We start from the raw sequence: 21,446 nt of genomic DNA, 5'->3' as shown, positions 1-21,446 counted from the left end.
TAAATTTCACATCGGTTTGGCCGTTTATGAAACTCGAATCCCCCATTAAAAGACGCAAGTCCCGCCAGATTCATGTCGGCAACGTACCGGTCGGTGGTGATGCACCCATTGCGGTTCAAAGCATGACCAACACGGAAACCTGTGATGTGGATGCTACCGTTGCCCAGATTGAGGCACTCCAGCAGGCTGGCGCCGATATTGTCCGGGTTTCGGTCCCTTCCATGGACGCTGCGGAAGCGTTTGGCAAGATCCGCGCCCGGGTTTCGTTGCCGCTGGTGGCGGATATTCACTTTGACCACAAGATAGCCCTGCGGGTTGCCGAGCTGGGGGTTGACTGCCTGCGGATCAACCCCGGCAACATCGGCCGGGAGGACAGGGTGAGCGCGGTTATCCAGGCTGCGCGGGATCGCGGTATCCCCATGAGAATCGGGGTAAATGCGGGCTCCCTGGAAAAAAGCCTTCAGCGCAAGTACGGCGAACCCACGGCAGACGCCCTGGTGGAGTCTGCCATGCGGCACATCGATATTCTGGACAGGTACGATTTCCAGGATTTCAAGGTCAGCCTGAAGGCCTCCGAGGTTTTCATGACCGTGGACGCCTATCGCAAGATTGCCAGTCAGATCGAGCAGCCCCTGCACCTGGGCATCACCGAGGCCGGTGGCTTCCGTTCCGGCACGGTCAAGTCGTCTATTGGTCTGGGCATGCTGCTTATGGACGGCATCGGGGATACGATCCGGGTGTCACTGGCGGCGGACCCGGTACAGGAAATCAAGGTGGGCTTCGATATTCTCAAGAGCCTGCGCCTTCGGAGCCACGGCATCAACTTTGTCGCGTGCCCGAGCTGTTCCCGCCAGAACTTTGATGTCATCCAGACCATGAATGACCTGGAAGCCCGCCTGGAGGACGTTAACGTGCCCCTGGACGTGGCCATTATCGGCTGCATCGTTAACGGCCCGGGCGAAGCCAAGGTGGCGGATCTGGGACTGACCGGTGGTTCGCCGAAAAACCTGTTCTACGCCGCTGGCAAACCCAACCAGAAACTGGACAATGCCAACCTCACTGATGACCTGGAGCGGCTGATCCGGGAAGAGGTTGCCCGACGCCAGGAACAGGAAGAGTCAATTATTGCGAAGTCCGCTGAGTAATCATTCCGGGCTTCTATCCAACAGAAAAGGTTCTACTTTGGCTAAGATTCAGGCAATCCGCGGGATGAACGATATCCTGCCCGAGCAGACCCCCGTCTGGCAGTATCTTGAGGCCAGGGTGCGCGGGGTGTTGCAGTCTTACGGTTACCAGGAAATCCGTATGCCCGTGGTGGAGCATACCGAACTGTTTCGTCGCTCCATCGGCGAGGTTACTGATATCGTCGAGAAGGAGATGTACACCTTCGACGACCGCAATGGCGACAGTCTCACCTTGCGGCCTGAGGGCACGGCGGGTTGCGTACGCGCCGCCGAAGAACATGGCCTGTTGTTCAACCAGACCCGGCGTTTGTGGTACACGGGTCCCATGTTTCGTCACGAGCGGCCCCAGAAGGGGCGTTACCGTCAGTTCCACCAGTTTGGCGTGGAATGTTTCGGCATGGATGGCCCGGATATTGACGCTGAACTGCTGATCCTTACCTCAAGGCTGTGGCAGGCCCTTGGCCTGGAAGCCCATGCCCGGCTCGAAATCAACAGCATCGGTACCGCAGAGGCCCGCGCCGAGTACCGCCAGGCGCTGGTGGATTATCTGGGGGATTACCGTTCCGACCTGGACCCGGACAGCCAGCGTCGCCTGCTGACCAACCCGTTGAGAATCCTCGATTCAAAGAATACCGAGACCCAGCGGATCCTCGAGAAGGCACCGTCACTTGACGAGTACCTTGATGATGAGTCCCGTGAACACTTCGAGCAGCTGACCGCCATGCTGGATGCGGCCGGGGTGCCCTACACGGTGAACAACCGCCTGGTCCGCGGGCTGGACTACTACGGCAAGACTGTCTTCGAGTGGGTCACAGACAGTTTGGGCGCCCAGGGTACTATCTGTGCCGGCGGTCGCTATGATGGCCTGGTGGAACAACTGGGTGGCCGCCCCACCACAGCTGTCGGCTTTGCCATGGGGGTGGAGCGGCTCATCCTGCTGCTTGAGACCCTTGAGCTGGTGCCGCCGGACGTCAACAACGAAGCGGATGTATTCGTTACTGCCATGGGAGAGGCTGCGGTTAGCGCGGCGTTCCGGGCCAGCGAAGCAATACGCTCAGCCATGCCTGGGCGTACAGTCGTGACCCATTGTGGCGGCGGCAGCTTCAAGAGCCAGATGAAAAAGGCCGACCGCAGCGGCGCCCGGGTAGCGATCATCATTGGTGAGAACGAAGTCCGGGACGGAGCCGTTGGCGTCAAGTACCTGCGCGAGGAGCGAGACCAGGAGCAGGTTTCGCTGGACCAGGTTGGCAGCCACCTGGCCAGTCAGTTCGCTAACACCTGACCTCTGCCACGACAGACAATCGCATCAAACACAATCAGAACCGGACAGGACACTCAGGAGTCACCATGGCCGAAATGCGGACCGAAGAAGAACAGATAGAAGCCATCAAACAGTGGTGGAAGAAAAACGGCAGTTCACTGCTGATCGGTATTGCCCTTGCCCTTGCCATTGTCTTTGGCTGGCAGGCCTGGCAGAACCACCAGGCCACCCAGCAGGCGAAGGCTGCCGCGGACTTCGGGCAGCTGATACAGCAGGCCACCGAGGCTTCCTCTGACGAGGACCGTGAATCTGTTGCCTACCTGGCCAACAAGGTCCGGGACGATCATGCTGGTACCGCCTATGCGGTTTACGCCATGCTCATTCTCGCGAACCAGCAGATGATGGCGGATAACGATCCGGCAGCTGCGGCCGAATCCCTTCAGTGGGCCCTGGACCAGTCGGGCTCCAGCGAGGCCCTGTCTCTGGTGGTGCGTACCCGGCTTGCCCGTGCCCAGTATGGCGCCGGTGACTATGACGCAGCCCTGGCTACGGTGCGTGGCGCAGACAACGCAGGTGAGTTTGAAGGCCTGTTGGCCGAACTGGAGGGGGACATCCTGCTGGCAACCGGCGACCAGTCCGGTGCCGAGGAAGCCTATTTGAGGGCTCGTGAGTCTGGTGGTGACGGTGGTATCGGATTACTGCGCCAGAAGCTCGCCAGCCTGGGTGTCGGAGGTGATGCGTGATGGGTTTCAGCCGCCGTCTGAAATCACTTGGCATGCCCCTGGCACTTGCTGGCGTGGCAGCAGTGATGGTGGGTTGTAGCTCGTCGGAAAACCTCGAGAAGCCGGATCCGGTGCCTGAGGTTGTTTCCTCGGTCACATTGAAAGAACAGTGGTCCCTGAACGTGGGGGATGGCCACGACGGTCAGTATCTTTACCTCGAACCGGTGATCGTGGGCGGAAGCCTGTACGCGGTCTCGGCAGACGGTGAAGTGGTCGCAGTGGGTCCCGCTACCGGGGATATACGCTGGCGCGTTGACCTGGACGACCGCATTATGGCCGGTGTTGGCGGCGACAGCCGTCAGCTCTACGTGGTGAACGATAACGCAGAGCTGATTGCCATTGACCGGCAGGAAGGCGAAGAGAACTGGCGTCTGAACCTGCCCAATGAGGTGCTGGCTCCGCCCCAGTCCAATGGCAACCTTGTCTTGACCCAGACCATCGACGGCAAGGTGGTTGCGGCCAACGCCCAGAGCGGTGAACGTCTCTGGCAGTACGATGCGCCTGCACCGTCCCTGTCGATACGCGCAACTGCATCACCGGTGGTCGGTGGGGAACTGGCACTGGTCTCGTTGGCGAACGGACGTGTCGTAGCATTGGCGCTGGCCAGCGGGCAGCCGGTCTGGCAGTACGTGGTTGGCGAGCCCTCCGGCCGTACCGAGCTGGAGCGCCTGGTGGACGTGACCGCCGAGCCGGTTATCGTAGAAGGCGCCGCCCTGCTTGCCGGGTATCAGGGTAAGCTGGCACTGGTGGACCTGCGTAATGGCGAAGAGATCTGGAGCCGGTCAACATCAACGTTCCGTAGCCCCGCGCTGGGTCCCGAGCGGGTCTTTGTGGTCAGCGACAATGGTGATGTGACCGGACTGGATGCTCGCAGCCTGGATGAGGTATGGACCCAGGATGCGCTCTCCTGGCGCCGGTTGTCCGCACCTGCCGTCATTGGTGATCAGTTGGTGGTGGGCGACTATGAGGGCTATCTTCATATCCTGTCCCAGGAAAACGGTCAGTTCCAGGGCCAGGTATCCTTTGACGATGAGGGGATCCGTGCGCCGATGCAGCGCTGGGAGGACCGCCTGGTCGTCTATGGCAACGGTGGTCGCCTCGCTGTGTTTACCCTTGAGAACCGCGATTGACATGCTTTCTGCGGCCTGGTGTTACCAGGCCGCGGTTATAGGGCGATACGTAACGGATCTGCTCCAAATATTCAGGTTATTAACCTTGGCTTCTAACCCCAGGCATACCCAATGACACCGGTAATCGCTCTGGTGGGCCGCCCCAACGTGGGCAAGTCCACCCTGTTCAACCAGATGACCCGTTCCCGCGATGCGCTGGTGGCGGACTTCCCGGGCCTGACCCGCGATCGCAAATATGGCGACGGTAACTATGAGGGCCGTCGCTTCATCGTTATTGATACCGGCGGGCTGACAGGTGATGAGGCAGGGCTGGATGCCGAGATGGCCCGCCAGTCCATGCAGGCGGTGGAAGAAGCCGATATCGTTCTGTTCCTGGTCGACGGGCGCTCTGGCCTGACCGCCGGCGACGAGATGATTGCGGACCACCTTCGCCGCTCTGGAAAACCGGCCCACCTGGTGGTCAACAAGACCGATGGCCAGGATCCGGACGTGGCTGCGGCTGACTTCTACTCCCTGGGCTTCGAGTCAGTCTACCAGATTGCCGCGGCCCATAACCGGGGGATCCGCTCCATGCTGGAGCACCTGCTCGGCGAACTTCCCGAGGAGGAAGAGGACCGTGCCGACAAATACCCCGGCATCCGTATTGGCGTCGTCGGTCGCCCCAATGTGGGCAAGTCAACCCTGGTGAATCGCCTGCTGGGAGAAGAGCGGGTGGTGGTCTATGACATGCCGGGCACCACCCGCGACAGCGTGTACATCCCCTATGAGCGCCAGGGCCAGGAATACACCCTGATCGACACCGCCGGGGTAAGGCGACGCAAGAACGTTCGGGAAGTGGTGGAGAAGTTCTCCATCATCAAGACCCTCAAGGCCATCGAGGATGCCCATGTAGTTATCCTGGTGATCGATGCCCGGGAAGGCCTGGTGGACCAGGACCTGCACCTGATCGGCTTCGTACTGGATGCCGGGCGTTCGCTGGTCATTGCCGTGAACAAATGGGATGGCATGGATCCGGAAGAAAAGGACCGGGTGAAGGAGCAGGTCCGGCGCCGGCTCGACTTCCTGGACTACGCCGACAAGCATTATATTTCCGCATTGCACGGCTCCGGGGTAGGGCTGTTGTACGACTCTATCGGTGATTGCTACGAGTCGGCCATGGCGAAATGGTCCACCAACCGCCTGACCGCGATTCTGCAGGATGCCGTTGCCCAGCACCAGCCACCCATGGTTCGGGGGCGTCGGATCAAACTGCGCTATGCGCACCAGGGTGGCTCAAACCCGCCGGTAGTGGTGGTGCATGGTAACCAGACGGATGCACTGCCGGGTGCCTACAAACGCTACCTGGAAAACACGTTCCGCAAGGTGCTCAAGGTCAACGGCTCACCTATCCGCTTTGAGTTCCGCTCTGGTGAAAACCCGTTTGCCGACAAGGTGGACCGGCGAACGCCGCGGCAGAAGGTCAAGCAGGATAACGACCTCAAGAGAGGGCGTCAGATCAAGAAAACCCGCATGAAGAGCAAGAAAAAGGGCTGAGCCAGGCTCAGCCCTTTCCCTCCCGCTATCCGGCAGACTCGGCCTGGGCGGCCTGCACCGCAGTCAGCGCGATGGTAAAGACAATGTCATCGACCAGGGCGCCGCGCGAGAGGTCGTTTACAGGCTTGCGCAGGCCCTGAAGCATGGGGCCGATGCTCACCACGTTTGCACTGCGCTGAACCGCCTTGTAGGTGGTATTTCCGGTGTTGAGGTCCGGGAAGATAAACACCGTGGCCTTGCCGGCCACCGGGCTATCCGGAGCCTTGCTTTTGCCAACATCCGCAATAGCAGCGGCGTCATACTGCAAGGGGCCGTCAATCACCAGGTCGGGGCGCAGTTCCCTGGCAATACGGGTGGCTTCGCGCACTTTTTCCACATCGGCGCCGCTGCCAGAACTTCCGGTACTGTAACTGATCATGGCTACGACAGGATTGACGCCGAATGCTTGCGCAGAGTCCGCGCTCTGAATGGCAATATCTGCCAGTTCCTCAGCATTGGGGTCCGGGTTGATGGCACAGTCGCCGTAAACCAGTACCTGCTCCGGCAGCAGCATGAAGAAGACCGACGACACCACTTTGGCATGGTCCGCCGTCTTGATCAGTTGCAGGGCCGGACGCACTGTGTTCGCGGTGGTGTGGATGGCGCCTGATACCAGGCCATCAGCTTCGTCCAGTGCCACCATCATGGTGCCAAGGACCACGTTGTCTTCCAGCATGGCTTCCGCCATGTCCGGGGCCAGTCCCTTGTGCTGGCGAAGCTTGACCATTGGATCCACATACCGTCCCCGAACGGCCGCAGGATTGATGATCTCCAGTTGCTCGGGCAGGGTCAGTCCCTGAGACTCGGCAACCGCTTCGATTTCGTCCCGTTCGCCCAACAGGATGCAGTGGGCCAGCTCCCGCTGGGTACAGATGATAGCGGCTTGCACCGTACGTGGCTCACTGCCTTCCGGCAACACGATGCGCTTGCCGGCCTCCCTGGCCAGCCTGGAAAGCTGGTAGCGAAATGCCGGTGGCGACAGGCGACGCAGGCGCTCGACCCGGAGATGTTGCTGCAGCCAGTCGGCGTCCAGGCGGGATGCGACCGTTTCCATCACTTTCTCGATGCGGTCCGGGTCATCGGCGGGGACCGCGCCAGGGAGGTTGGCAAGCTGATGAGCGGTCTCATAGGTGTTTGTGTCCGCCTTCAGCACCGGCAGGCCCGTCGCGAGGGCGCGGCGGCACAGTTCAATGGTGCGCTGGTCAGGCATCAGGCCACCTGTCAGCAGCAGGCCAGCCAGGGGAACGCCGTTGAGGGCAGCGACCGCAGTGGCTACCAGGATATCCTCCCGGTCCCCGGGGGTGACCATAAGGGTGCCCGGTCGCAGGGTGTCGATCATGTTGGGAATGGTCCTGGCGCAAACCGAAACCTTCTGTACCCGCCGGCTGTTCAGGTCGCCTTCGTGGAGAATATCGGCCGGCAGAGCCCGGGCGATATCGGACACCCGGGGTGCAAGCAAGTCAGGTTGCCAGGGTATGGAGGCCAGCAGTCGCAGCCGTCCTGAACTGAACATCCGGCACTGGCCCTCGTAGTCCAGGCTCTGCCCGGCCTCCCGCTGGCTGAAGCTGGGCAGGAACCCGGTCTGTTCCGGCTTTCCCACCTTGTTCAGTACCACCCCGATGACGTCCGGGTCTTCCGGGGCAGCGAACAACCTGGCGGAAAAGTCCAGCCAGTCATCCAGTTCCTTGCAGCTGCGGCCGTTGGGTGAGCACACCAGTATCACATCCGAGCCCAGGTTGCGGGCCATTTCCACGTTCATGCGCGCGGTATAGGCTTCACTGCGGTCGGGGACCAACCCTTCCACGATTACCACGTCCACGTCGCGGGCAACCTGCTGGAAGCGGCCGACCATGTCTTCCATAAACTCATCGGTCTTGCCCCGGTTGAGCTGATTCTGGGCTTCTTTCAGGGGGACCGGGTTCGGCGGGTTGAGATCCGAGCGGGCCCTGACAAACGGTACCGAAAAGTCTTCCTGGGAGCTTTCGCCGGCAGAGCGGGCCGGCTGGCTTACCGGCTTATAGAAGCCGACGCGAACGCCCACGCGGTCGAGGGCACGGAGCAGGCCCAGGCACACAGACGTGAGGCCGCTGTCCAGTTCGGTGGGCGCGATAAAGAGACTCTTTGCCATGGAGAATTCCTTCAGTGTTGCCGGCTTGTTTGTGCGTGGGAGTCTGCCACAAGTGCCCTGGCTTCGCGGGCAATCATGGCCTCTTCGCGAGTCGGGATGACCATGACCGGGAAGCGGCTGTTGCCAGCGGCGATATGACCCCCGTTGTTTCGGCCGTGGTGAGCGTTGGCGGCTGGATCTACGCGAAACCCGGGCAGGACAAGGTGCTCGAGGGTGCGGGCACGAACGTCCGTGCTGTTTTCGCCGATGCCACCGGTAAATACCAGGGCGTCGAGCTGTTCCAGTGAGACCATCATGGCGCCAATGTAACGGGCGAGCCGGAAGCAGAACACTTCGAAGGCATCCTTGCATTGCCCGTTGCCTTCACGGGCTGCGCTGACCAGGTTTCGCATATCACTGGTATGTCCGGAGAGGCCCAGAAGTCCGCTTTCACGGTTGAGGATCCGGTGAGTTTCCTCTGCGGTGACGCCCTTGGCGGCCAGGAAATCGAATAGCCCAGGGTCCACGTCACCACTGCGGGTGCCCATGACCAGTCCTTCCAGGGGCGTCAGGCCCATGCTGGTGTCGACACTCAGGCCGTTACGTATGGCAGTAATGCTGCAACCATTACCCAGGTGGGCGGAAATGATGGAGGTTTCCTCCAGCGGTTTGCCGAGTCGTCGGGCTGCTTCTTCGGCCATGTACTGGTGACTGGTGCCGTGAAACCCGTAACGACGAACCCCGTAGTCGTCATAGAATCGGCGTGGTAACGCATAAAGCCACGCATGGCGGGGGAGGCTCTGGTGGAAAGCGGTATCGAAAACGGCCACCTGGGGTACTTCTGGAAAAAGCCGGCGTGCGGCCTCGATACCGGCGAGGTTCACCGGGTTGTGGAGCGGGGCAAGGTCTGCGCAGGATTCAATGGCACGGATGGCATTCTCATCCAGCAGGGCGGCCTTGTGGAAGGCCTCGCCACCGTGCACTACCCGGTGGCCGATCGCGGTTGGCTCGGTGGAAAGATAACCGGCCCCTTGCAACCACTTGATGGAAGCCTCAAGGGCCTGGTGATGGTCTGCCATGGCCGGCAACGATACGGACTCCTCCCCGTCGGCAACCAGCCGGGCGTCGGGCTGGCCGAGCTTTTCGGCCAGGGCGCTCACAAGCACCGTGCCGTGGGAGTCGAATACGGCGATCTTGACGGAAGAGCTGCCGCAGTTAACGACCAGTATCTGATCATCCATGGGTGAAGACATCCCTGGTTGATTGGGTTTGTAACGACGCCGATATCGTCAGTTCCGGTATTTTCAGTGTCGGCTCAATGATCCCGGAGCCAGGCCACGAAGTCTGGTTCGGGGGCTGGCCGGCTGTAAAGATAGCCTTGGGCAAAGTCGCAGTGATGTTCCCTGAGGAAATCCTGCTGGGCCGGCTCTTCAACCCCTTCGGCGACTACCGTCAGTTTGAGACTGTGGGCCATGTTGATGATGGCGAGGACCAGGGATGCATTATCCCCAGACACCATTACATCGGCCACGAAGGCCTTGTCGATCTTGAGGGAATCAAAGGGGTAGCTTTTCAGGTAACTGAGGGCGGAAAAGCCCGTGCCGAAGTCATCGACCGACAGGCGGATACCGGCCTCGTCCAGTTGCCGGAGGATGGTAGCGGTTTCGATACTGTTGTCCAGTATAAGGCGTTCCGTGATTTCCATTTCCAGTCGATTCGGCGGCAAATCGCAGGCAGTGAGGATTTCCAGCGTCGACTCGACAAACTCAGGATCGCGGAACTGCCGGGGGGACACGTTGACCGCGATCTGCAACTCCCGCCCGGTTGCCTCCTGCCAGCGTCGGGCCGCCATGCATGCCTGTTCCAGGACCCAGCGACCAATCGGAATGATCATACCGGTTTCTTCGGCAAGCGGAATGAACCTGTCCGGCATGATCAGGCCCATCACAGGGCTGTTCCACCGCAACAATGCTTCGGCGCCGGTGACGTGGCCGGTCGCAGTTTCCACAATGGGCTGGAACCAGAGCTCGAACTCATCCAGCTCCTGGGCCCGGCGCAGGCGGGACTCCATCTGCAGTCGTTCGTGGGAGACTTCTTTCATCTCTGGCGCGAAGCGCTCCCAGGCGCTCTTGCCCTTGTGCTTGGCCTCGTACATGGCCGCATCGGCATTCTGAAGCAGGGTGCCGGAATTGTCGCAATCGGATGGGTAGATCGCGATGCCGATGCTGGTGGTGACGAACACTTCCTGCCCACCCAGGACAAAGGGTGTGCTGAATCCGGCGAGAATGCGGTCTGCCACCTGCTCGGTGTCGCCAGGATCCTTCAGGCCAGGCAATACCACCAGAAATTCGTCACCACCGAGACGGGCCACGGTGCTGGTTCCGCGGAGACTGGCGGAAATCCGTCGGGCAGCCTCCACCAGCAGGGTGTCACCGGCATCATGGCCCAGGGTGTCATTGATGTGTTTGAAGTTATCCAGGTCGAGGAACATCACCCCCACCAGGGTGTTTTCCCGTTGCGCCTGGGCAAGGGCCAGCTTGAGCCGGTCAAGGGCAAGCATCCGGTTCGGCAGGCCGGTAAGGATGTCATAGTTCGCCTGGCGCAACAGCTGTTGTTCGTAGCGTTTGCGAATGGAAATGTCTTCGCCCACGACCAGGAAGTTGGTGACGCGACCTTCCGGATCCTTGATAGAAGTCACCACAATCTGCTCCCAGAAGCGGTCGCCGTTACGGCGAACACTGTTCACCTCTCCCTGCCAGACACCCACTCGTTGCACCTGAAGGCGGATGGTTTGCCACAGTTGCTGGGTGCTTCGGGTATTTCTTCCCCCCAGGGCGAGATCCCCCGGGCGTTGGCCAAGGACCTGGTCTGCCGGGTAGCCGGTGAGCTGGCTGAACTTCTGGTTGACGAACTCGATACGCCACTGTCGGTCGCATATCATTACCGACGAAGGGCTCTGTTCGACGGCCATGGACAGTTTCCGGATTTCAGATTCGTCCCGCTTGCGGCGTTCGAGGTCCTCAGTGAGTCGCTCACGCATCTGATTGAACGCATCGGTCACCTGGCCGAGCTCGTCTGACCGATAGCGGAGGGTATCAGGTCGGTCAAGCTTCAGTGGCTCATCCAGGTTCTCGAGGGAAAAGTTACGTGCGTAGGAGGCCATCCTCGACAGATGGCGGGTAACCAGCTGGCGCAGGATCCAGACAATGAGGATCGATACCACGAAGGTCTTGAAAAACTGCGTGGTGAGAATAACCCAGATCCTTTGTTGGAGGTCGCTGTAGCTACGCTCTAGGGAGGCTGTGACGACCAACTCTCCCAGTTGGGTATCAATGCTCCCTTGATGGCCAATCTGGAAGCTGTGCTGACGGATGGCTGTGCCGTTCTTGGGTCGTTCACCCATTACCAGCTCCGAGTCAGGGTAGATGCGAAGGCGCAGATGTACGATATCCGGCAGTGACAGTATGCCTTCGAGCTGTATCTGGATCAGGTTCTGGTCGAGGGCCCACAGACTGCGGGACAGGCTGGAGCGATAGCCGGTTTCAATGACATGGAGCCTGTCATCGATGACTGAGACGTCTTTCCGGAAATCGGTGTAGATCTGCAAGCCGGAGGCAATCAAGGTGAATACGGAGCTGAACAGCAGGATATACGCCAGCAAACGGAACGACAGGGGCGAGCCGCGGCGAAACTGCTGAAGACGCGAAATCAATCTGGGCATCCCGTTTGTCAGTTTGTCTTCCTGGGTGAAAATTCTGGCAGCTGCCATCAATGCGGTAATAACGCAAGGTATTATCGGAATTGATGAAATGCCATACACGTGTTTCTCGAACTATAGCAGTCTGTCGTCATCAGTGCGTGTTCCGTATCAACTGCGTCGCCCAAAAAGACCGGTTAAAAGCCGTGTACGCTATTGATACACGTCAAGATCAACTCGCGAGGGCAGGCGTAATCTGGATTCAGAAACAGGTTGAACCTAGCATCCACAGGAGGATAAGCCATGTATATGGACGCGGTAGTAATCGCTGGTGTAGGAACCGTACTGTTGATGGTCGGCTTTATGGCCGCAGTAGGTTATTTCGTGCTAAGGGATGCCCGACACAAGGCTGTAAAGGCAACGGACCGTAAAACCCACGGTCACTGAGAAAGAGTGGCGTCCCCTAGGGGTTCGACCCTGTTGCCGCCGTGAAAGGGCGGAGTCCTAGGCCACTAGACGAAGGGGACGCATTCCTCAAAACCTTGCCTCGTCGAGGTGGCGCGTATATTAAGAATGCGCCTTGCGGGTGTCAACTATTGCCGGCAAAAAATCCTTTAACTGACCGCGACGCTTCAGGCAGGACGGTCAAGTGCCTCGCGAAGTGCCGGTTCCAGGTCAGGGTAGCTGAAGCTGAATCCCCCTGCCTGCAAGCGTTCTGGCAGCGCCCGCTGTCCGGTCAGCAGTAGGCGGGACATCTCTCCCAGTGCAACTTTCAGTGCCACCGCAGGTACCGGAAGTATTGCCGGACGCCCAAGCACCCGGGCAAGGGTACGGGTGAACTCGCGATTCGTTGCAGGGTGGGGACTGACCACGTTATAAGCTCCCTGAGCGTCCCCGTTCTCCACCATCCACAGGATCGCCCTTACCACATCCCGGCGATGAATCCAGGGCATATATTGCACTCCGGAACCTATACGGCCGCCAAGCCCCAGTCGGAAAGGAAGTACCATGCGTTCCAGGAACCCGCCATCGCGGCCTGCGACCACGCCGGTACGCGAATAACAGACCCTTACGCCCTTGTCAGCCAACGGTGCGGCAGCCTTTTCCCAGTCCGCACACAGGCGGTGGCTGAATTCGTCCTTGGGGGGACTGGATTCGGTGACAGGGCGCCCCCCCTGATCCCCGTAAAAGCCCACCGCAGAGCCTGATACCATAACCGCTGGCAGCCGGTCGCAGCTGAGCAGCGCGGTGACCAGCTCCCGGGTCAGGGCAATACGACTGTCCCTGAGTGCCTGCTTGCGGGTCTCGCTCCAGCGTTTCTCGGCGATTCCCTCTCCGGCGAGGTTGACCACGATGTCATAGCCCCGGCTGCCATTGATGGCGGACAGTTCCCGGATGGGTGTCACTCTTCCACAAAGGGCACGTACTGCCTCGGACGGTTGCCGGCTCAGAACATCGACGCTGTAGCCGGCCTTGATCAGCTCCTGGCACAGAACCTGACCGATAAATCCGGTGCCACCGGTGACCAAGACGGCTCCTTCAGTCATGGGTGGCCTCCAGGGAATCAGCGACAATGTCCTTAAGTGCCAGCCCCAGTCGCGGATCCTCACCGATTGGGGGCAGCAGGGTAACCTGCACCCCCAGGCGGTCGCGGTAGGCATCGAGCATGGCCGGGACGTCCTTGCGCAGGTGACGACCGGCAGCGAGGAACAGAGGTACCACACGGATGTCGGTTATACCCTCAGCTACGGCTTTCTCGACCTCGGCTTCCAGTGAGGGTTCGGCCAGTTCCATATAGGCCACCCGGGCTTCAGGCAGGCTGTCGAGGGTTGGTGCGGCGAGCGCTTCGAAGGTTTCACACCAGCGACGGTCGCTGCTGCCGTGGGCGAGTAACAGAATCCGTGTTCTGGCCGTCATGGGTCTGGGCTCCTTTGGCGGGTTTCAGAATCAGTGTATAACTGCGAAATCCTGACTGCGAATACCAACAGCCGGAGACTATATGTTCGCTTGGCATGAACTTCTGGATTTCTGGTTTGGCCCGCTGGACCAACACGGGCTACCTGACAAGGCTCATCGGGAAAGGTGGTTCCGGTCTTCACGGGCCTTTGACCAGGAAATCCGCCGCCGTTTCATTTCCATGGTGCTGTTTGCCTCCGAGAACGGCCTGGATCACTGGCGTCGGGAGCCCGGGGGACGGCTGGCAGAAATCATTCTGCTGGACCAGTTTACCCGACATATTCACCGGGGGGGTGAACTTGCCTTTTCCAATGACCGGCAGGCTATCGCCCTGTGCCTTGAAGGGCTGGAGGCAGGGGCTGACACCAGGCTGATTCCCATCCAGCGGGCCTTTTTCTACATGCCTCTCCAGCATTCGGAAAAGTCGGCGCACCAGGAACGTTCCGTGGCCCTTTACGAACAGTTGGCGGCCATGGAGGGTGGGCCGCTGGGGGCCTTCCTGGCCAGTTTCCTGGAGTCGGCAAGGGACCACCAGTCAGTTATCGAGCGGTTCGGGCGCTTTCCTCACCGCAACCGGGCCCTGAAGCGGCGTTCGACACCGGCGGAGGAAGCCTACATGGGCGGTGGGGGCAAGAGCTATGGGCAGGGCTGAGTTAACGATGACACGAGGGTTCAAAAATTTTTAACAAAACGGTTGACGGCTTCGGTCCGATCAGTAGAATACGCAGCCGTTGACAGGCCAAGCGCCTTCGACAAGCGGGAATAGCTCAGTTGGTAGAGCACAACCTTGCCAAGGTTGGGGTCGCGAGTTCGAATCTCGTTTCCCGCTCCAGATTCCGAAAACCCGGCCAGAAATGGCCGGGTTTTTTCGTCTCAGGCCCCCTCACTGCGGCCGAACTTCAGTATACTGGCGCGGTTTCTGTAGCCAGCCAGGCCTGCATGCCCATGAAGATCAAAGCGCTCTACTATTATCCGGTCAAGTCCCTGGCCGGAATCGCTACCAATACCTTGCCCCTTGACCGGTTTGGACCGGTAAATGACCGGCGTTGGATGCTGGTAGATGAGCAAGGTCGGTTTGTGACCCAGCGGAAGTATCCTGCACTTGTGCAAATAAAACCGGCATTCTCCGATGATGGCCAGCTGGTCCTGGATATCCCGGCGCAGGGCATTGTGACTGTGACGGTGGGTAACCGGGAGCGGGAAGTAACCGTCTGGCGTGACCAGGTCGCTGGTGTTGTCGAAGCCGGCCGTGATGCGTCAGGGGCGCTCTCGGAGTTCCTGGGCAGCACCGTTACCTTGGTATACATGCCGGAGAACGTCACCCGGCCGGCGCGGCACGATTGCCTGACTAAGGTTCATCCGGTCAGCTTCGCGGATGGCTTCCCGTTCCTGGTCACCAGCCAATCCTCGCTGGACGACCTGGCTTCACGGAGACCAGGATACGGTGATATGAGGCGTTTTCGCCCAAACGTCGTGGTGGAAGGCGCACCGGCCTGGGATGAGGACCAGTGGCGTTCCATTCGGCTTGGCGAGGTCTCCGTCGACCTGGTCAAACCCTGCAGCCGTTGCATCATGACCACCGTTGACCCGGACACCGGCATACGCTGCCCCAAGGGCGAACCCCTGAAAACCCTCGCGGGTTTCCGGCGTACCGATGACGGCGTGATGTTCGGTGTCAACGGAGTACATCAGAGCCCGGGTACCCTGCGTGTCGGGGATCCGGTGACGCTCATTGCATCAAAGGAGTAACACCGGTCATGCCATTGCTGACCCTTGAGAACATTTCCCTGGCCTTCGGGATGCAGCCTTTACTGGACCACGCCTCGCTGGTAATCGAGCCCGGTGAGCGGGTCTGCCTGTTGGGCCGCAACGGTGAGGGCAAGTCCACACTGCTGAAGATCATAGCCGGTGACGTGACTCCCGACGGCGGGGTGGTGCGTCTCGACAGCGGTGCGAAGCTGGCGGTGCTGCCCCAGATGCTGCCCACAGACGATACCCGTACGGCCTACGACGTGGTTTCCGGTGCCTTTCCGGAAACCGGTGAACTCCTGGCGAGGTTTCACCACCTTTCCCATCAGGCGGATGAAGCCTCCCTCGATGAGATGATGAAGGTGCAGGAGCGACTGGAAGCGCTGGATGGCTGGCGCCTCGACCAGAAAGTAACGGCGATCCTGCAACAGTACCGCATCGATCCTGACCAGACCCTGAACACATTGTCGGGCGGCTGGCAGCGCCGGGTACTGCTGGCAAAGGCCCTGGTGGCAGAGCCTGACATCCTGTTACTGGACGAGCCCACCAACCACCTGGATGTACCGGCCATTGCCTGGCTCGAGGACGCGCTGGCCCAGTTCCGCGGCGCCATTGTGTTCGTATCCCACGACCGTGCGTTTATCCGTCGTATGGCTACCCGGGTTGTGGAGCTGGATCGGGGGCACCTGGTCAGCTTTGCGGCCAGTTATGACAAGTACCTGGAGCTTAAAGAGAAGGCCCTGGAGGAGGAGGAGCGACAAAATGCACTCTTCGACAAGCGCCTGAAACAGGAAGAAGCCTGGATTCGCCAGGGCATCAAGGCCCGCCGTACCCGGAACATGGGCCGGGTGAGGGCGCTCAGGGCCATGCGGGAAGAACGACGTCAGCGCCGAGAGCGGGTCGGAACAGCAAGCTTTTCCGTGGAAGATGCCTCACGGTCCGGCAAGCTGGTGGTAGACGCCTCCCACGCCGGTTTCCGTTATCCGGATGGCAGGGAGGTTATCCGGGACCTCACCCTGACAATCCTTCGGGGGGACAAGATTGGCCTGGTGGGGGAGAACGGCACTGGCAAGACCACCCTGGTCCGCTTGCTGCTGGGTGACCTGGAGCCGAGTGAAGGCCACATCCGCCTGGGTACCAATCGCCAGGTGGCCTATTTCGACCAGCTGCGCGGTGAACTGGACCTGGAGCGCAACGCGCTGGATAACCTGTCGGAAGGCCGTGAGTTTATCGAAATCAATGGTCAGCAGAAGCATGTGCTGGGCTACCTGCAGGAGTTCCTGTTTTCCCCGGAACGGGCACGGTCGCCGGTGCGGGTTTTCTCGGGTGGCGAGCGCGCCCGTCTGCTGCTGGCCAAGCTGTTCAGCAAGCCCGCCAACATCCTGGTGCTGGATGAGCCTACCAACGACCTGGATGTAGAAACCCTGGAACTGCTGGAAGCGCGGCTGGTGGACTTTGCCGGCACTGTTATCGTGATCAGCCACGACCGGGAATTCCTCGACAATATTGCCACCGATACACTGTTCCTCGACGGCTCCGGGCAGGTCCGGGAATACGTGGGTGGCTATTCCGACTGGCGACGCCAGGGTGGCCGCTTTCCGACCGAACTTGAGTCATCCAAGCCAGGGGAATCCGGATCCGGTAAGGGAGCGAGTCCTCGAGCCGCCAGTGCTTCGGAGTCGGGAAAAGCTACGGCATCTGTGGTTGCCACAGAGAAGAAGCCAGCCAAGCTCAGCTACAAACACAAACGGGAACTTGAACAGTTGCCGGGCCAGATCGAGGCCCTGGAGTCACAGCTCGAATCCCTTAACGGGCAGGTGTCGGCGCCGGATTTCTATCAGCAGGGGACCGAGGCGGTGAACGCAGTGCTCAAAGAACTGGCTGATACCGAGGCGAGCCTGGAACAAGCCATGGAGCGCTGGATGGAGTTGGAAGAGATGCAGAACGGCGGCTGATTGCCACCCGGGGCATTACCAGAAACCAGCGGTTGCAGGCGCCCACCGAAGCCGGTCACGGGCGCCTGCAAGGAATCAGTGAATCCTGACCGCCAGCACATCACACTTGGCACCGTGCAGCACGCCATTGGCCGTTGAGCCCAGCAAAAGCTGGATACCACTGCGGCCATGGCTACCCACCACCACCAGGTCCACGCCCTTGTCTTCTGACAGGTGGTGAATCTCGGATTCCGGCCGGCCCACGGTCACAATCTGGTTTTCAGCAGGAATGCCATACTCCTTGCCATACGTAGCGAGCTGTTCCCGCGCCGCCTTGTCGAGTTGATCCTGGAGTTCGCTCAGGTCCATGGGAATATCGCCGCCATAGGCATAGCCCACCGGCTCAACCACGTGGGCCAGCAACAGCTGAGCATTATGTTGCTCGCTCAGGGATACGGCCTTCTTGAGTACCTGCGGCGCCTCCTCAGTGAGGTCGATCGCTACCATGATCTTGCTGTATACAGACATAGACACTACTCCTTGTTCAGGGAAGAGCGGGACTTGCCTGGTTGAAGCGTGCCCACTCCGGATTGATTACCCAACACTTTAGGCAAGTTTACACCACTGTAAACTGACTGGGGTCAAATAACGAAAAACGGGCCATCCGAAGATGGCCCGTTTCGAGGAACGGAGGCGGGTCTGGTCGGTAATCAGGCGTTCTGCAGAGATGATACAGCGGCGTTCAGTTCTTCCAGGATCGAGCGGGAATAGCGCTCTATCACGAAAACCACGTTCTGCTTGTTGTAGTTAATGTAGGAATCGCGAATGAACCCCCACTTGGTCTTGATTTCTACTGCCGTGCCCCTCAGGTTTCCCTGACCTGTAGACGTTACGAATTCGCCGATCAGTTTGTCCAGTTCACGGGCCTGCTCATCCAGGGGCGCAAGGCCGGAGGCACCCTGGAACGTCTGGGTGACCGGGCTGTAGGAACGGGCGGCATAACGGGAAAGCATCTGTGCCATCAGCACGGACGCCGAGCGGGCAGTTTCAACTTCCGGCTTGACCGGGGTCTGGGAGCTGTCCCGGGCCTGGGCATAGAGCTCCTGGGCAACGTTGCTCAAGGTGACTGCCTGGTTGGCCATTTCCCCCACCAGTCGCAGGTCGGGGTAGCCAATCTCGGTAACGTCGCTGACGTTCTGCGCCATCAGTTCGCTGAAGGTGCCGAACTCGCTGCGCAGGGAGGCAACCTGGTCAGCCGTCAGAACGTTGGCGCCGCTTTCGGATACCGCCTGCAGGTTGCGGGTGGCCTCGCCCATCAATTCCTTGATGGCGGCCTCGGCGGCGGCGTCATTGGTTGCGCTATATCGATAGTAGTTGCTGAGCGCCATGAAATTGTTCACCCGGAACTCGTGGAGGTCACGGAGAAAGGCAGCACCTTCATCGGCACGAACCGAGAACGAGCTGACCAGCAGCAAGACCAGTGCTGCCAGAACAGAGGGTAAGCGGAGGCGAGAGTTATTCATCGGGGCGGTACTCCATGGAGATGCGCTTTCTTGTTGGAATGGACGGGATCCGGGTCACAAAGCTAAATTAAGCCTTACGGCCAATCAAGCGCGACGTTATAGATTGCGACGTCGTTCCGCGATTTTACGGAATTTTGCAGTTTCCCGGTGAAGTCAGCCCTCCCGGCCGCGTTGGGCTCGTGTCACAAATTGATTGACAAAATCGCTGTTTTTTCACAAGGTGTGCCCTCCGGATTCAAACGACTGTATGAATTTTTGGTCCGAAGGCTGATGCCCGCTTGGTACAGGGGTGTCAAGGCAGTGACCGACAATCCGCTGTCAGGCCGGTTCCGTGGATCGCGGGCTGGGCACAGCAATTAACACAGACTGGAGATCAGTTGATGATTTACGAAGGTAAAGCCATCACCGTAAAAGAGATCGAAGGCGGAATCGCGCAGCTGAACTTTGACTTGCAGGGTGAGTCAGTTAACAAGTTCAACCGCCTCACCATCGAGGAATTGCGTGCTGCCACCGATAAGCTGAAGGCGCAGGGCAGCCTCAAGGGGCTGGTGGTCACCAGCGGTAAGGACAGTTTCATCGTCGGTGCCGATATCACCGAGTTCACCGACCTGTTTGCCGGCCCTGAGGAAGAGCTGATCAACAACAACCTCACTGCCAACGCCGTTTTCAACGACATTGAAGACCTGCCATTCCCGACGGTCACCTGCATTAATGGCATGGCCCTGGGTGGCGGCTTCGAGATGGGCCTGGCCACCGATTACCGGGTTATGGACAGCAAGGCGAAGGTAGGGCTGCCAGAAGTAAAACTGGGCATCTTTCCGGGTTTCGGCGGTACCGTGCGCCTTTCTCGCCTGGTCGGCGTGGACTATGCCATTGAATGGATCTGCATGGGCTCCGAGAACCGTGCCGACAAGGCCCTGAAAGTGGGCGCGGTAGATGCGGTCGTGGAAGCGGACAAGTTGGTTGACGCCGCCCGTGCCATTATCGACCAGTGCAACGAAGGCAAGCTGGACTACCAGGCCCGCCGTGAAGAAAAGAAGGGCAAGATCCAGCTGAACAATATGGAAAGCATGATGGCCTTCGAGACCGCCAAGGGTTTCGTGGCCGGCCAGGCTGGCAAGAACTACCCGGCACCGGTAGAAGCCATCAAGGTCATGCAGAAACACGCAAGCCTGCCCCGTGACAAGGCAATCGAAGTGGAAGCCAAGGGCTTCGCCAAGATGGCCAAGACCAACGTGGCGGCCTGCCTCGTGGGCCTGTTCCTGAATGACCAGAAGCTCAAGGCCAAGTCCAAGCAATGGGAAAAGGAAGCTGCTGAGGTCAAGCAGGCTGCGGTACTGGGCGCAGGCATCATGGGTGGCGGTATTGCCTATCAGTCTGCCTATAAAGGCACACCCATCCTGATGAAGGATATCAATGAAGACGGTATCAGCCTGGGCCTGAAGGAGGCCAAGAAGCTGCTGTCCAAGCGGGTTGCCAAGGGCAAGATGAAGCCCGAACAGATGGCTGACGCGCTGAACAACATCCGACCGACCCTGAGCTATGGCGATTTCGGCAACGTGGACATTGTTGTGGAAGCCGTCGTGGAAAATGTGAAGGTCAAGGATTCCGTGCTGCGTGAGGTTGAAGACCAGGTGTCTGATGACACCATTATCACGTCCAACACCTCTACCATCTCTATCGATACCCTGGCGACCAACCTGAAGCGCCCGGAAAACTTCTGCGGCATGCACTTCTTCAACCCGGTGCCGATGATGCCGCTGGTGGAAGTCATCCGTGGTGAGAAGTCCAGTGACCGTGCCATCGCCACTACCGTGGCCTATGCCAAGGCCATGGGCAAGACCCCCATCGTGGTCAATAACTGCCCGGGCTTTCTGGTGAACCGTGTGCTGTTCCCGTACTTCGGCGGGTTTGCTGGCCTGGTTCGCGACGGCGCCGACTTCCAGCGTGTAGACAAGGTGATGGAAAACTTTGGCTGGCCCATGGGCCCGGCCTACCTGCTGGACGTGGTGGGCATGGACACCGGTAAGCACGCCAACGAAGTGATGGCAGAAGGCTTCCCGGATCGCATGAAGACCGACTGGAAATCCGGCATCGACGTGATGTACGAGAACAACCGTTACGGTCAGAAGAACGGCAAGGGCTTCTACGCCTACGAGGAAGACCGCAAGGGCAAGCAGAAGAAGGTCGTCGACGAAGAGACTTACAAGCTGCTTGAGCCGGTTGTCCAGGACAAGAAGGAATTCACCGACCAGGACATCATCGCCCGCATGATGATCCCCCTGTGCATGGAAACCGTTCGCTGCCTGGAAGACGGCATTGTCGAAGAGCCTGCAGACGCCGATATGGGCCTGATCTACGGTATCGGCTTCCCTCCGTTCCGTGGTGGTGCCCTGCGCTATATCGATGACATGGGCGTCGACAAGTTCGTCGAACTCGCAGACAAGTATGCAGACCTGGGGCCGCTGTACCACCCGACCGAGAAGCTGCGTGAAATGGCGAAGAACGGCGAGAAGTTCTTCGGCTGAACCCTATTCCGAACGGAGAAAGA

General features: G+C 59.7%; 17 protein-coding genes and 2 tRNA genes. 11 read left to right on the top strand and 8 right to left on the bottom strand.

From position 1 onward, the window contains the following. The first annotated feature begins 26 nt into the window (after positions 1 to 26). From ispG to der, 5 genes are all read left to right on the top strand, one after another. On the top strand, positions 27 to 1,145 hold the full coding sequence (ispG, locus tag LJ360_RS11075) for a flavodoxin-dependent (E)-4-hydroxy-3-methylbut-2-enyl-diphosphate synthase (RefSeq protein ID WP_091848269.1): 1,119 nt from the start codon (positions 27 to 29) through the stop codon (positions 1,143 to 1,145). Positions 1,146 to 1,209: 64 nt separating this feature from the next. After that, positions 1,210 to 2,466: a histidine--tRNA ligase gene (hisS, locus tag LJ360_RS11070; protein ID WP_413774360.1), complete on the top strand. Its 1,257-nt coding sequence runs from the start codon at positions 1,210 to 1,212 to the stop codon at positions 2,464 to 2,466. A 65-nt stretch (positions 2,467 to 2,531) separates the two neighbouring features. Further along, positions 2,532 to 3,188: a YfgM family protein gene (locus tag LJ360_RS11065; protein WP_091848267.1), complete on the top strand. Its 657-nt coding sequence runs from the start codon at positions 2,532 to 2,534 to the stop codon at positions 3,186 to 3,188. Next, complete coding sequence (gene bamB, locus LJ360_RS11060) at positions 3,188 to 4,357, top strand: outer membrane protein assembly factor BamB (protein ID WP_264993988.1); 1,170 nt, start codon at positions 3,188 to 3,190, stop codon at positions 4,355 to 4,357. Before LJ360_RS11065 ends, bamB begins: the two co-directional genes overlap by 1 nt. Positions 4,358 to 4,468: 111 nt before the next feature. After that, the gene (der, locus tag LJ360_RS11055) at positions 4,469 to 5,890 is read left to right on the top strand and encodes a ribosome biogenesis GTPase Der (protein ID WP_091848265.1); all 1,422 of its coding nucleotides are present in this window, start codon (positions 4,469 to 4,471) and stop codon (positions 5,888 to 5,890) included. Positions 5,891 to 5,915: 25 nt separating this feature from the next. Here the strand turns inward: der and pta are convergent, their stop codons facing one another. From pta to LJ360_RS11040, 3 genes are all read right to left on the bottom strand, one after another. Continuing rightward, positions 5,916 to 8,057, bottom strand: a complete 2,142-nt coding sequence (gene pta / locus LJ360_RS11050) for a phosphate acetyltransferase (RefSeq protein ID WP_264993987.1) — start codon at positions 8,055 to 8,057, stop codon at positions 5,916 to 5,918. Positions 8,058 to 8,068: 11 nt separating this feature from the next. Beyond that, positions 8,069 to 9,277: an acetate/propionate family kinase gene (locus LJ360_RS11045; RefSeq protein WP_413774359.1), complete on the bottom strand. Its 1,209-nt coding sequence runs from the start codon at positions 9,275 to 9,277 to the stop codon at positions 8,069 to 8,071. 74 nt (positions 9,278 to 9,351) lie between these two features. Continuing rightward, positions 9,352 to 11,757, bottom strand: a complete 2,406-nt coding sequence (locus tag LJ360_RS11040) for an EAL domain-containing protein (RefSeq protein ID WP_264993985.1) — start codon at positions 11,755 to 11,757, stop codon at positions 9,352 to 9,354. A gap of 285 nt (positions 11,758 to 12,042) precedes the next feature. Between LJ360_RS11040 and ccoM the strand changes: the two genes are divergently transcribed. After that, the gene (gene ccoM / locus LJ360_RS11035; RefSeq protein WP_264993984.1) at positions 12,043 to 12,180 is read left to right on the top strand and encodes a cytochrome c oxidase subunit CcoM; all 138 of its coding nucleotides are present in this window, start codon (positions 12,043 to 12,045) and stop codon (positions 12,178 to 12,180) included. Between the two features lie 7 nt (positions 12,181 to 12,187). Here ccoM and LJ360_RS11030 read toward each other — a convergent pair. The 3 genes from LJ360_RS11030 to LJ360_RS11020 all read right to left on the bottom strand — a co-directional run bounded on the left by LJ360_RS11030 (position 12,188) and on the right by LJ360_RS11020 (position 13,650). Further along, positions 12,188 to 12,260 (bottom strand) — tRNA-Glu (locus LJ360_RS11030). A 105-nt stretch (positions 12,261 to 12,365) separates the two neighbouring features. Then, complete coding sequence (locus LJ360_RS11025) at positions 12,366 to 13,280, bottom strand: TIGR01777 family oxidoreductase (protein ID WP_264993983.1); 915 nt, start codon at positions 13,278 to 13,280, stop codon at positions 12,366 to 12,368. Then, positions 13,273 to 13,650, bottom strand: a complete 378-nt coding sequence (locus tag LJ360_RS11020; protein ID WP_264993982.1) for a sirohydrochlorin chelatase — start codon at positions 13,648 to 13,650, stop codon at positions 13,273 to 13,275. Before LJ360_RS11020 ends, LJ360_RS11025 begins: the two co-directional genes overlap by 8 nt. 82 nt (positions 13,651 to 13,732) lie before the next feature. Here LJ360_RS11020 and LJ360_RS11015 point away from each other — a divergent pair, with 82 nt between their 5' ends. From LJ360_RS11015 to LJ360_RS11000, 4 genes are all read left to right on the top strand, one after another. Then, positions 13,733 to 14,341, top strand: a complete 609-nt coding sequence (locus LJ360_RS11015) for a DUF924 family protein (protein ID WP_264993981.1) — start codon at positions 13,733 to 13,735, stop codon at positions 14,339 to 14,341. Between the two features lie 104 nt (positions 14,342 to 14,445). Further along, a tRNA-Gly gene (locus LJ360_RS11010) sits at positions 14,446 to 14,521 on the top strand. A gap of 113 nt (positions 14,522 to 14,634) precedes the next feature. Beyond that, entirely contained in the window at positions 14,635 to 15,438 is an 804-nt protein-coding gene (locus tag LJ360_RS11005; protein ID WP_264993980.1) for an MOSC domain-containing protein, read from the top strand. Between the two features lie 8 nt (positions 15,439 to 15,446). Further along, positions 15,447 to 17,393, top strand: coding sequence for an ATP-binding cassette domain-containing protein (locus LJ360_RS11000; RefSeq protein ID WP_264993979.1), 1,947 nt, complete (start codon positions 15,447 to 15,449; stop codon positions 17,391 to 17,393). 75 nt (positions 17,394 to 17,468) lie between these two features. Here the strand turns inward: LJ360_RS11000 and LJ360_RS10995 are convergent, their stop codons facing one another. Both LJ360_RS10995 and LJ360_RS10990 read right to left on the bottom strand, forming a co-directional pair. Further along, on the bottom strand, positions 17,469 to 17,900 hold the full coding sequence (locus tag LJ360_RS10995; protein ID WP_264993978.1) for a universal stress protein: 432 nt from the start codon (positions 17,898 to 17,900) through the stop codon (positions 17,469 to 17,471). Between the two features lie 182 nt (positions 17,901 to 18,082). Beyond that, positions 18,083 to 18,895 (bottom strand): hypothetical protein, encoded by an 813-nt coding sequence (locus LJ360_RS10990; RefSeq protein ID WP_091848255.1) that lies wholly within the window; start codon positions 18,893 to 18,895, stop codon positions 18,083 to 18,085. A gap of 380 nt (positions 18,896 to 19,275) precedes the next feature. Between LJ360_RS10990 and fadB the strand changes: the two genes are divergently transcribed. Further along, positions 19,276 to 21,423 (top strand): fatty acid oxidation complex subunit alpha FadB, encoded by a 2,148-nt coding sequence (fadB, locus tag LJ360_RS10985; RefSeq protein ID WP_091848254.1) that lies wholly within the window; start codon positions 19,276 to 19,278, stop codon positions 21,421 to 21,423. Positions 21,424 to 21,446 lie beyond the last annotated feature (23 nt).

It is taken from the genome of Marinobacter sp. AN1 (genome assembly GCF_026013985.1).
In the GTDB taxonomy this organism is placed as follows: domain Bacteria; phylum Pseudomonadota; class Gammaproteobacteria; order Pseudomonadales; family Oleiphilaceae; genus Marinobacter; species Marinobacter segnicrescens.
The sequence above is the reverse complement of the archived record's forward strand: the minus strand, read 5'-3'. Positions and strand labels throughout refer to the sequence as shown.

What these genes read in the sequence shown, in the direction of transcription:
- ccoM (WP_264993984.1), top strand. Translation starts at nt 12,043, where the DNA reads ATGGACGCGGTAGTAATCGCTGGTGTAGGAACCGTACTGTTGATGGTC.
- LJ360_RS11045 (WP_413774359.1), bottom strand. Translation starts at nt 9,277, where the DNA reads ATGGATGATCAGATACTGGTCGTTAACTGCGGCAGCTCTTCCGTCAAG.
- LJ360_RS11040 (WP_264993985.1), bottom strand. Translation starts at nt 11,757, where the DNA reads ATGCCCAGATTGATTTCGCGTCTTCAGCAGTTTCGCCGCGGCTCGCCC.
- hisS (WP_413774360.1), top strand. Translation starts at nt 1,210, where the DNA reads ATGAACGATATCCTGCCCGAGCAGACCCCCGTCTGGCAGTATCTTGAG.
- pta (WP_264993987.1), bottom strand. Translation starts at nt 8,057, where the DNA reads ATGGCAAAGAGTCTCTTTATCGCGCCCACCGAACTGGACAGCGGCCTC.
- bamB (WP_264993988.1), top strand. Translation starts at nt 3,188, where the DNA reads ATGGGTTTCAGCCGCCGTCTGAAATCACTTGGCATGCCCCTGGCACTT.
- fadB (WP_091848254.1), top strand. Translation starts at nt 19,276, where the DNA reads ATGATTTACGAAGGTAAAGCCATCACCGTAAAAGAGATCGAAGGCGGA.
- LJ360_RS10995 (WP_264993978.1), bottom strand. Translation starts at nt 17,900, where the DNA reads ATGTCTGTATACAGCAAGATCATGGTAGCGATCGACCTCACTGAGGAG.
- ispG (WP_091848269.1), top strand. Translation starts at nt 27, where the DNA reads ATGAAACTCGAATCCCCCATTAAAAGACGCAAGTCCCGCCAGATTCAT.
- LJ360_RS10990 (WP_091848255.1), bottom strand. Translation starts at nt 18,895, where the DNA reads ATGAATAACTCTCGCCTCCGCTTACCCTCTGTTCTGGCAGCACTGGTC.
- LJ360_RS11000 (WP_264993979.1), top strand. Translation starts at nt 15,447, where the DNA reads ATGCCATTGCTGACCCTTGAGAACATTTCCCTGGCCTTCGGGATGCAG.
- LJ360_RS11005 (WP_264993980.1), top strand. Translation starts at nt 14,635, where the DNA reads ATGAAGATCAAAGCGCTCTACTATTATCCGGTCAAGTCCCTGGCCGGA.
- LJ360_RS11065 (WP_091848267.1), top strand. Translation starts at nt 2,532, where the DNA reads ATGGCCGAAATGCGGACCGAAGAAGAACAGATAGAAGCCATCAAACAG.
- LJ360_RS11020 (WP_264993982.1), bottom strand. Translation starts at nt 13,650, where the DNA reads ATGACGGCCAGAACACGGATTCTGTTACTCGCCCACGGCAGCAGCGAC.
- der (WP_091848265.1), top strand. Translation starts at nt 4,469, where the DNA reads ATGACACCGGTAATCGCTCTGGTGGGCCGCCCCAACGTGGGCAAGTCC.
- LJ360_RS11025 (WP_264993983.1), bottom strand. Translation starts at nt 13,280, where the DNA reads ATGACTGAAGGAGCCGTCTTGGTCACCGGTGGCACCGGATTTATCGGT.
- LJ360_RS11015 (WP_264993981.1), top strand. Translation starts at nt 13,733, where the DNA reads ATGTTCGCTTGGCATGAACTTCTGGATTTCTGGTTTGGCCCGCTGGAC.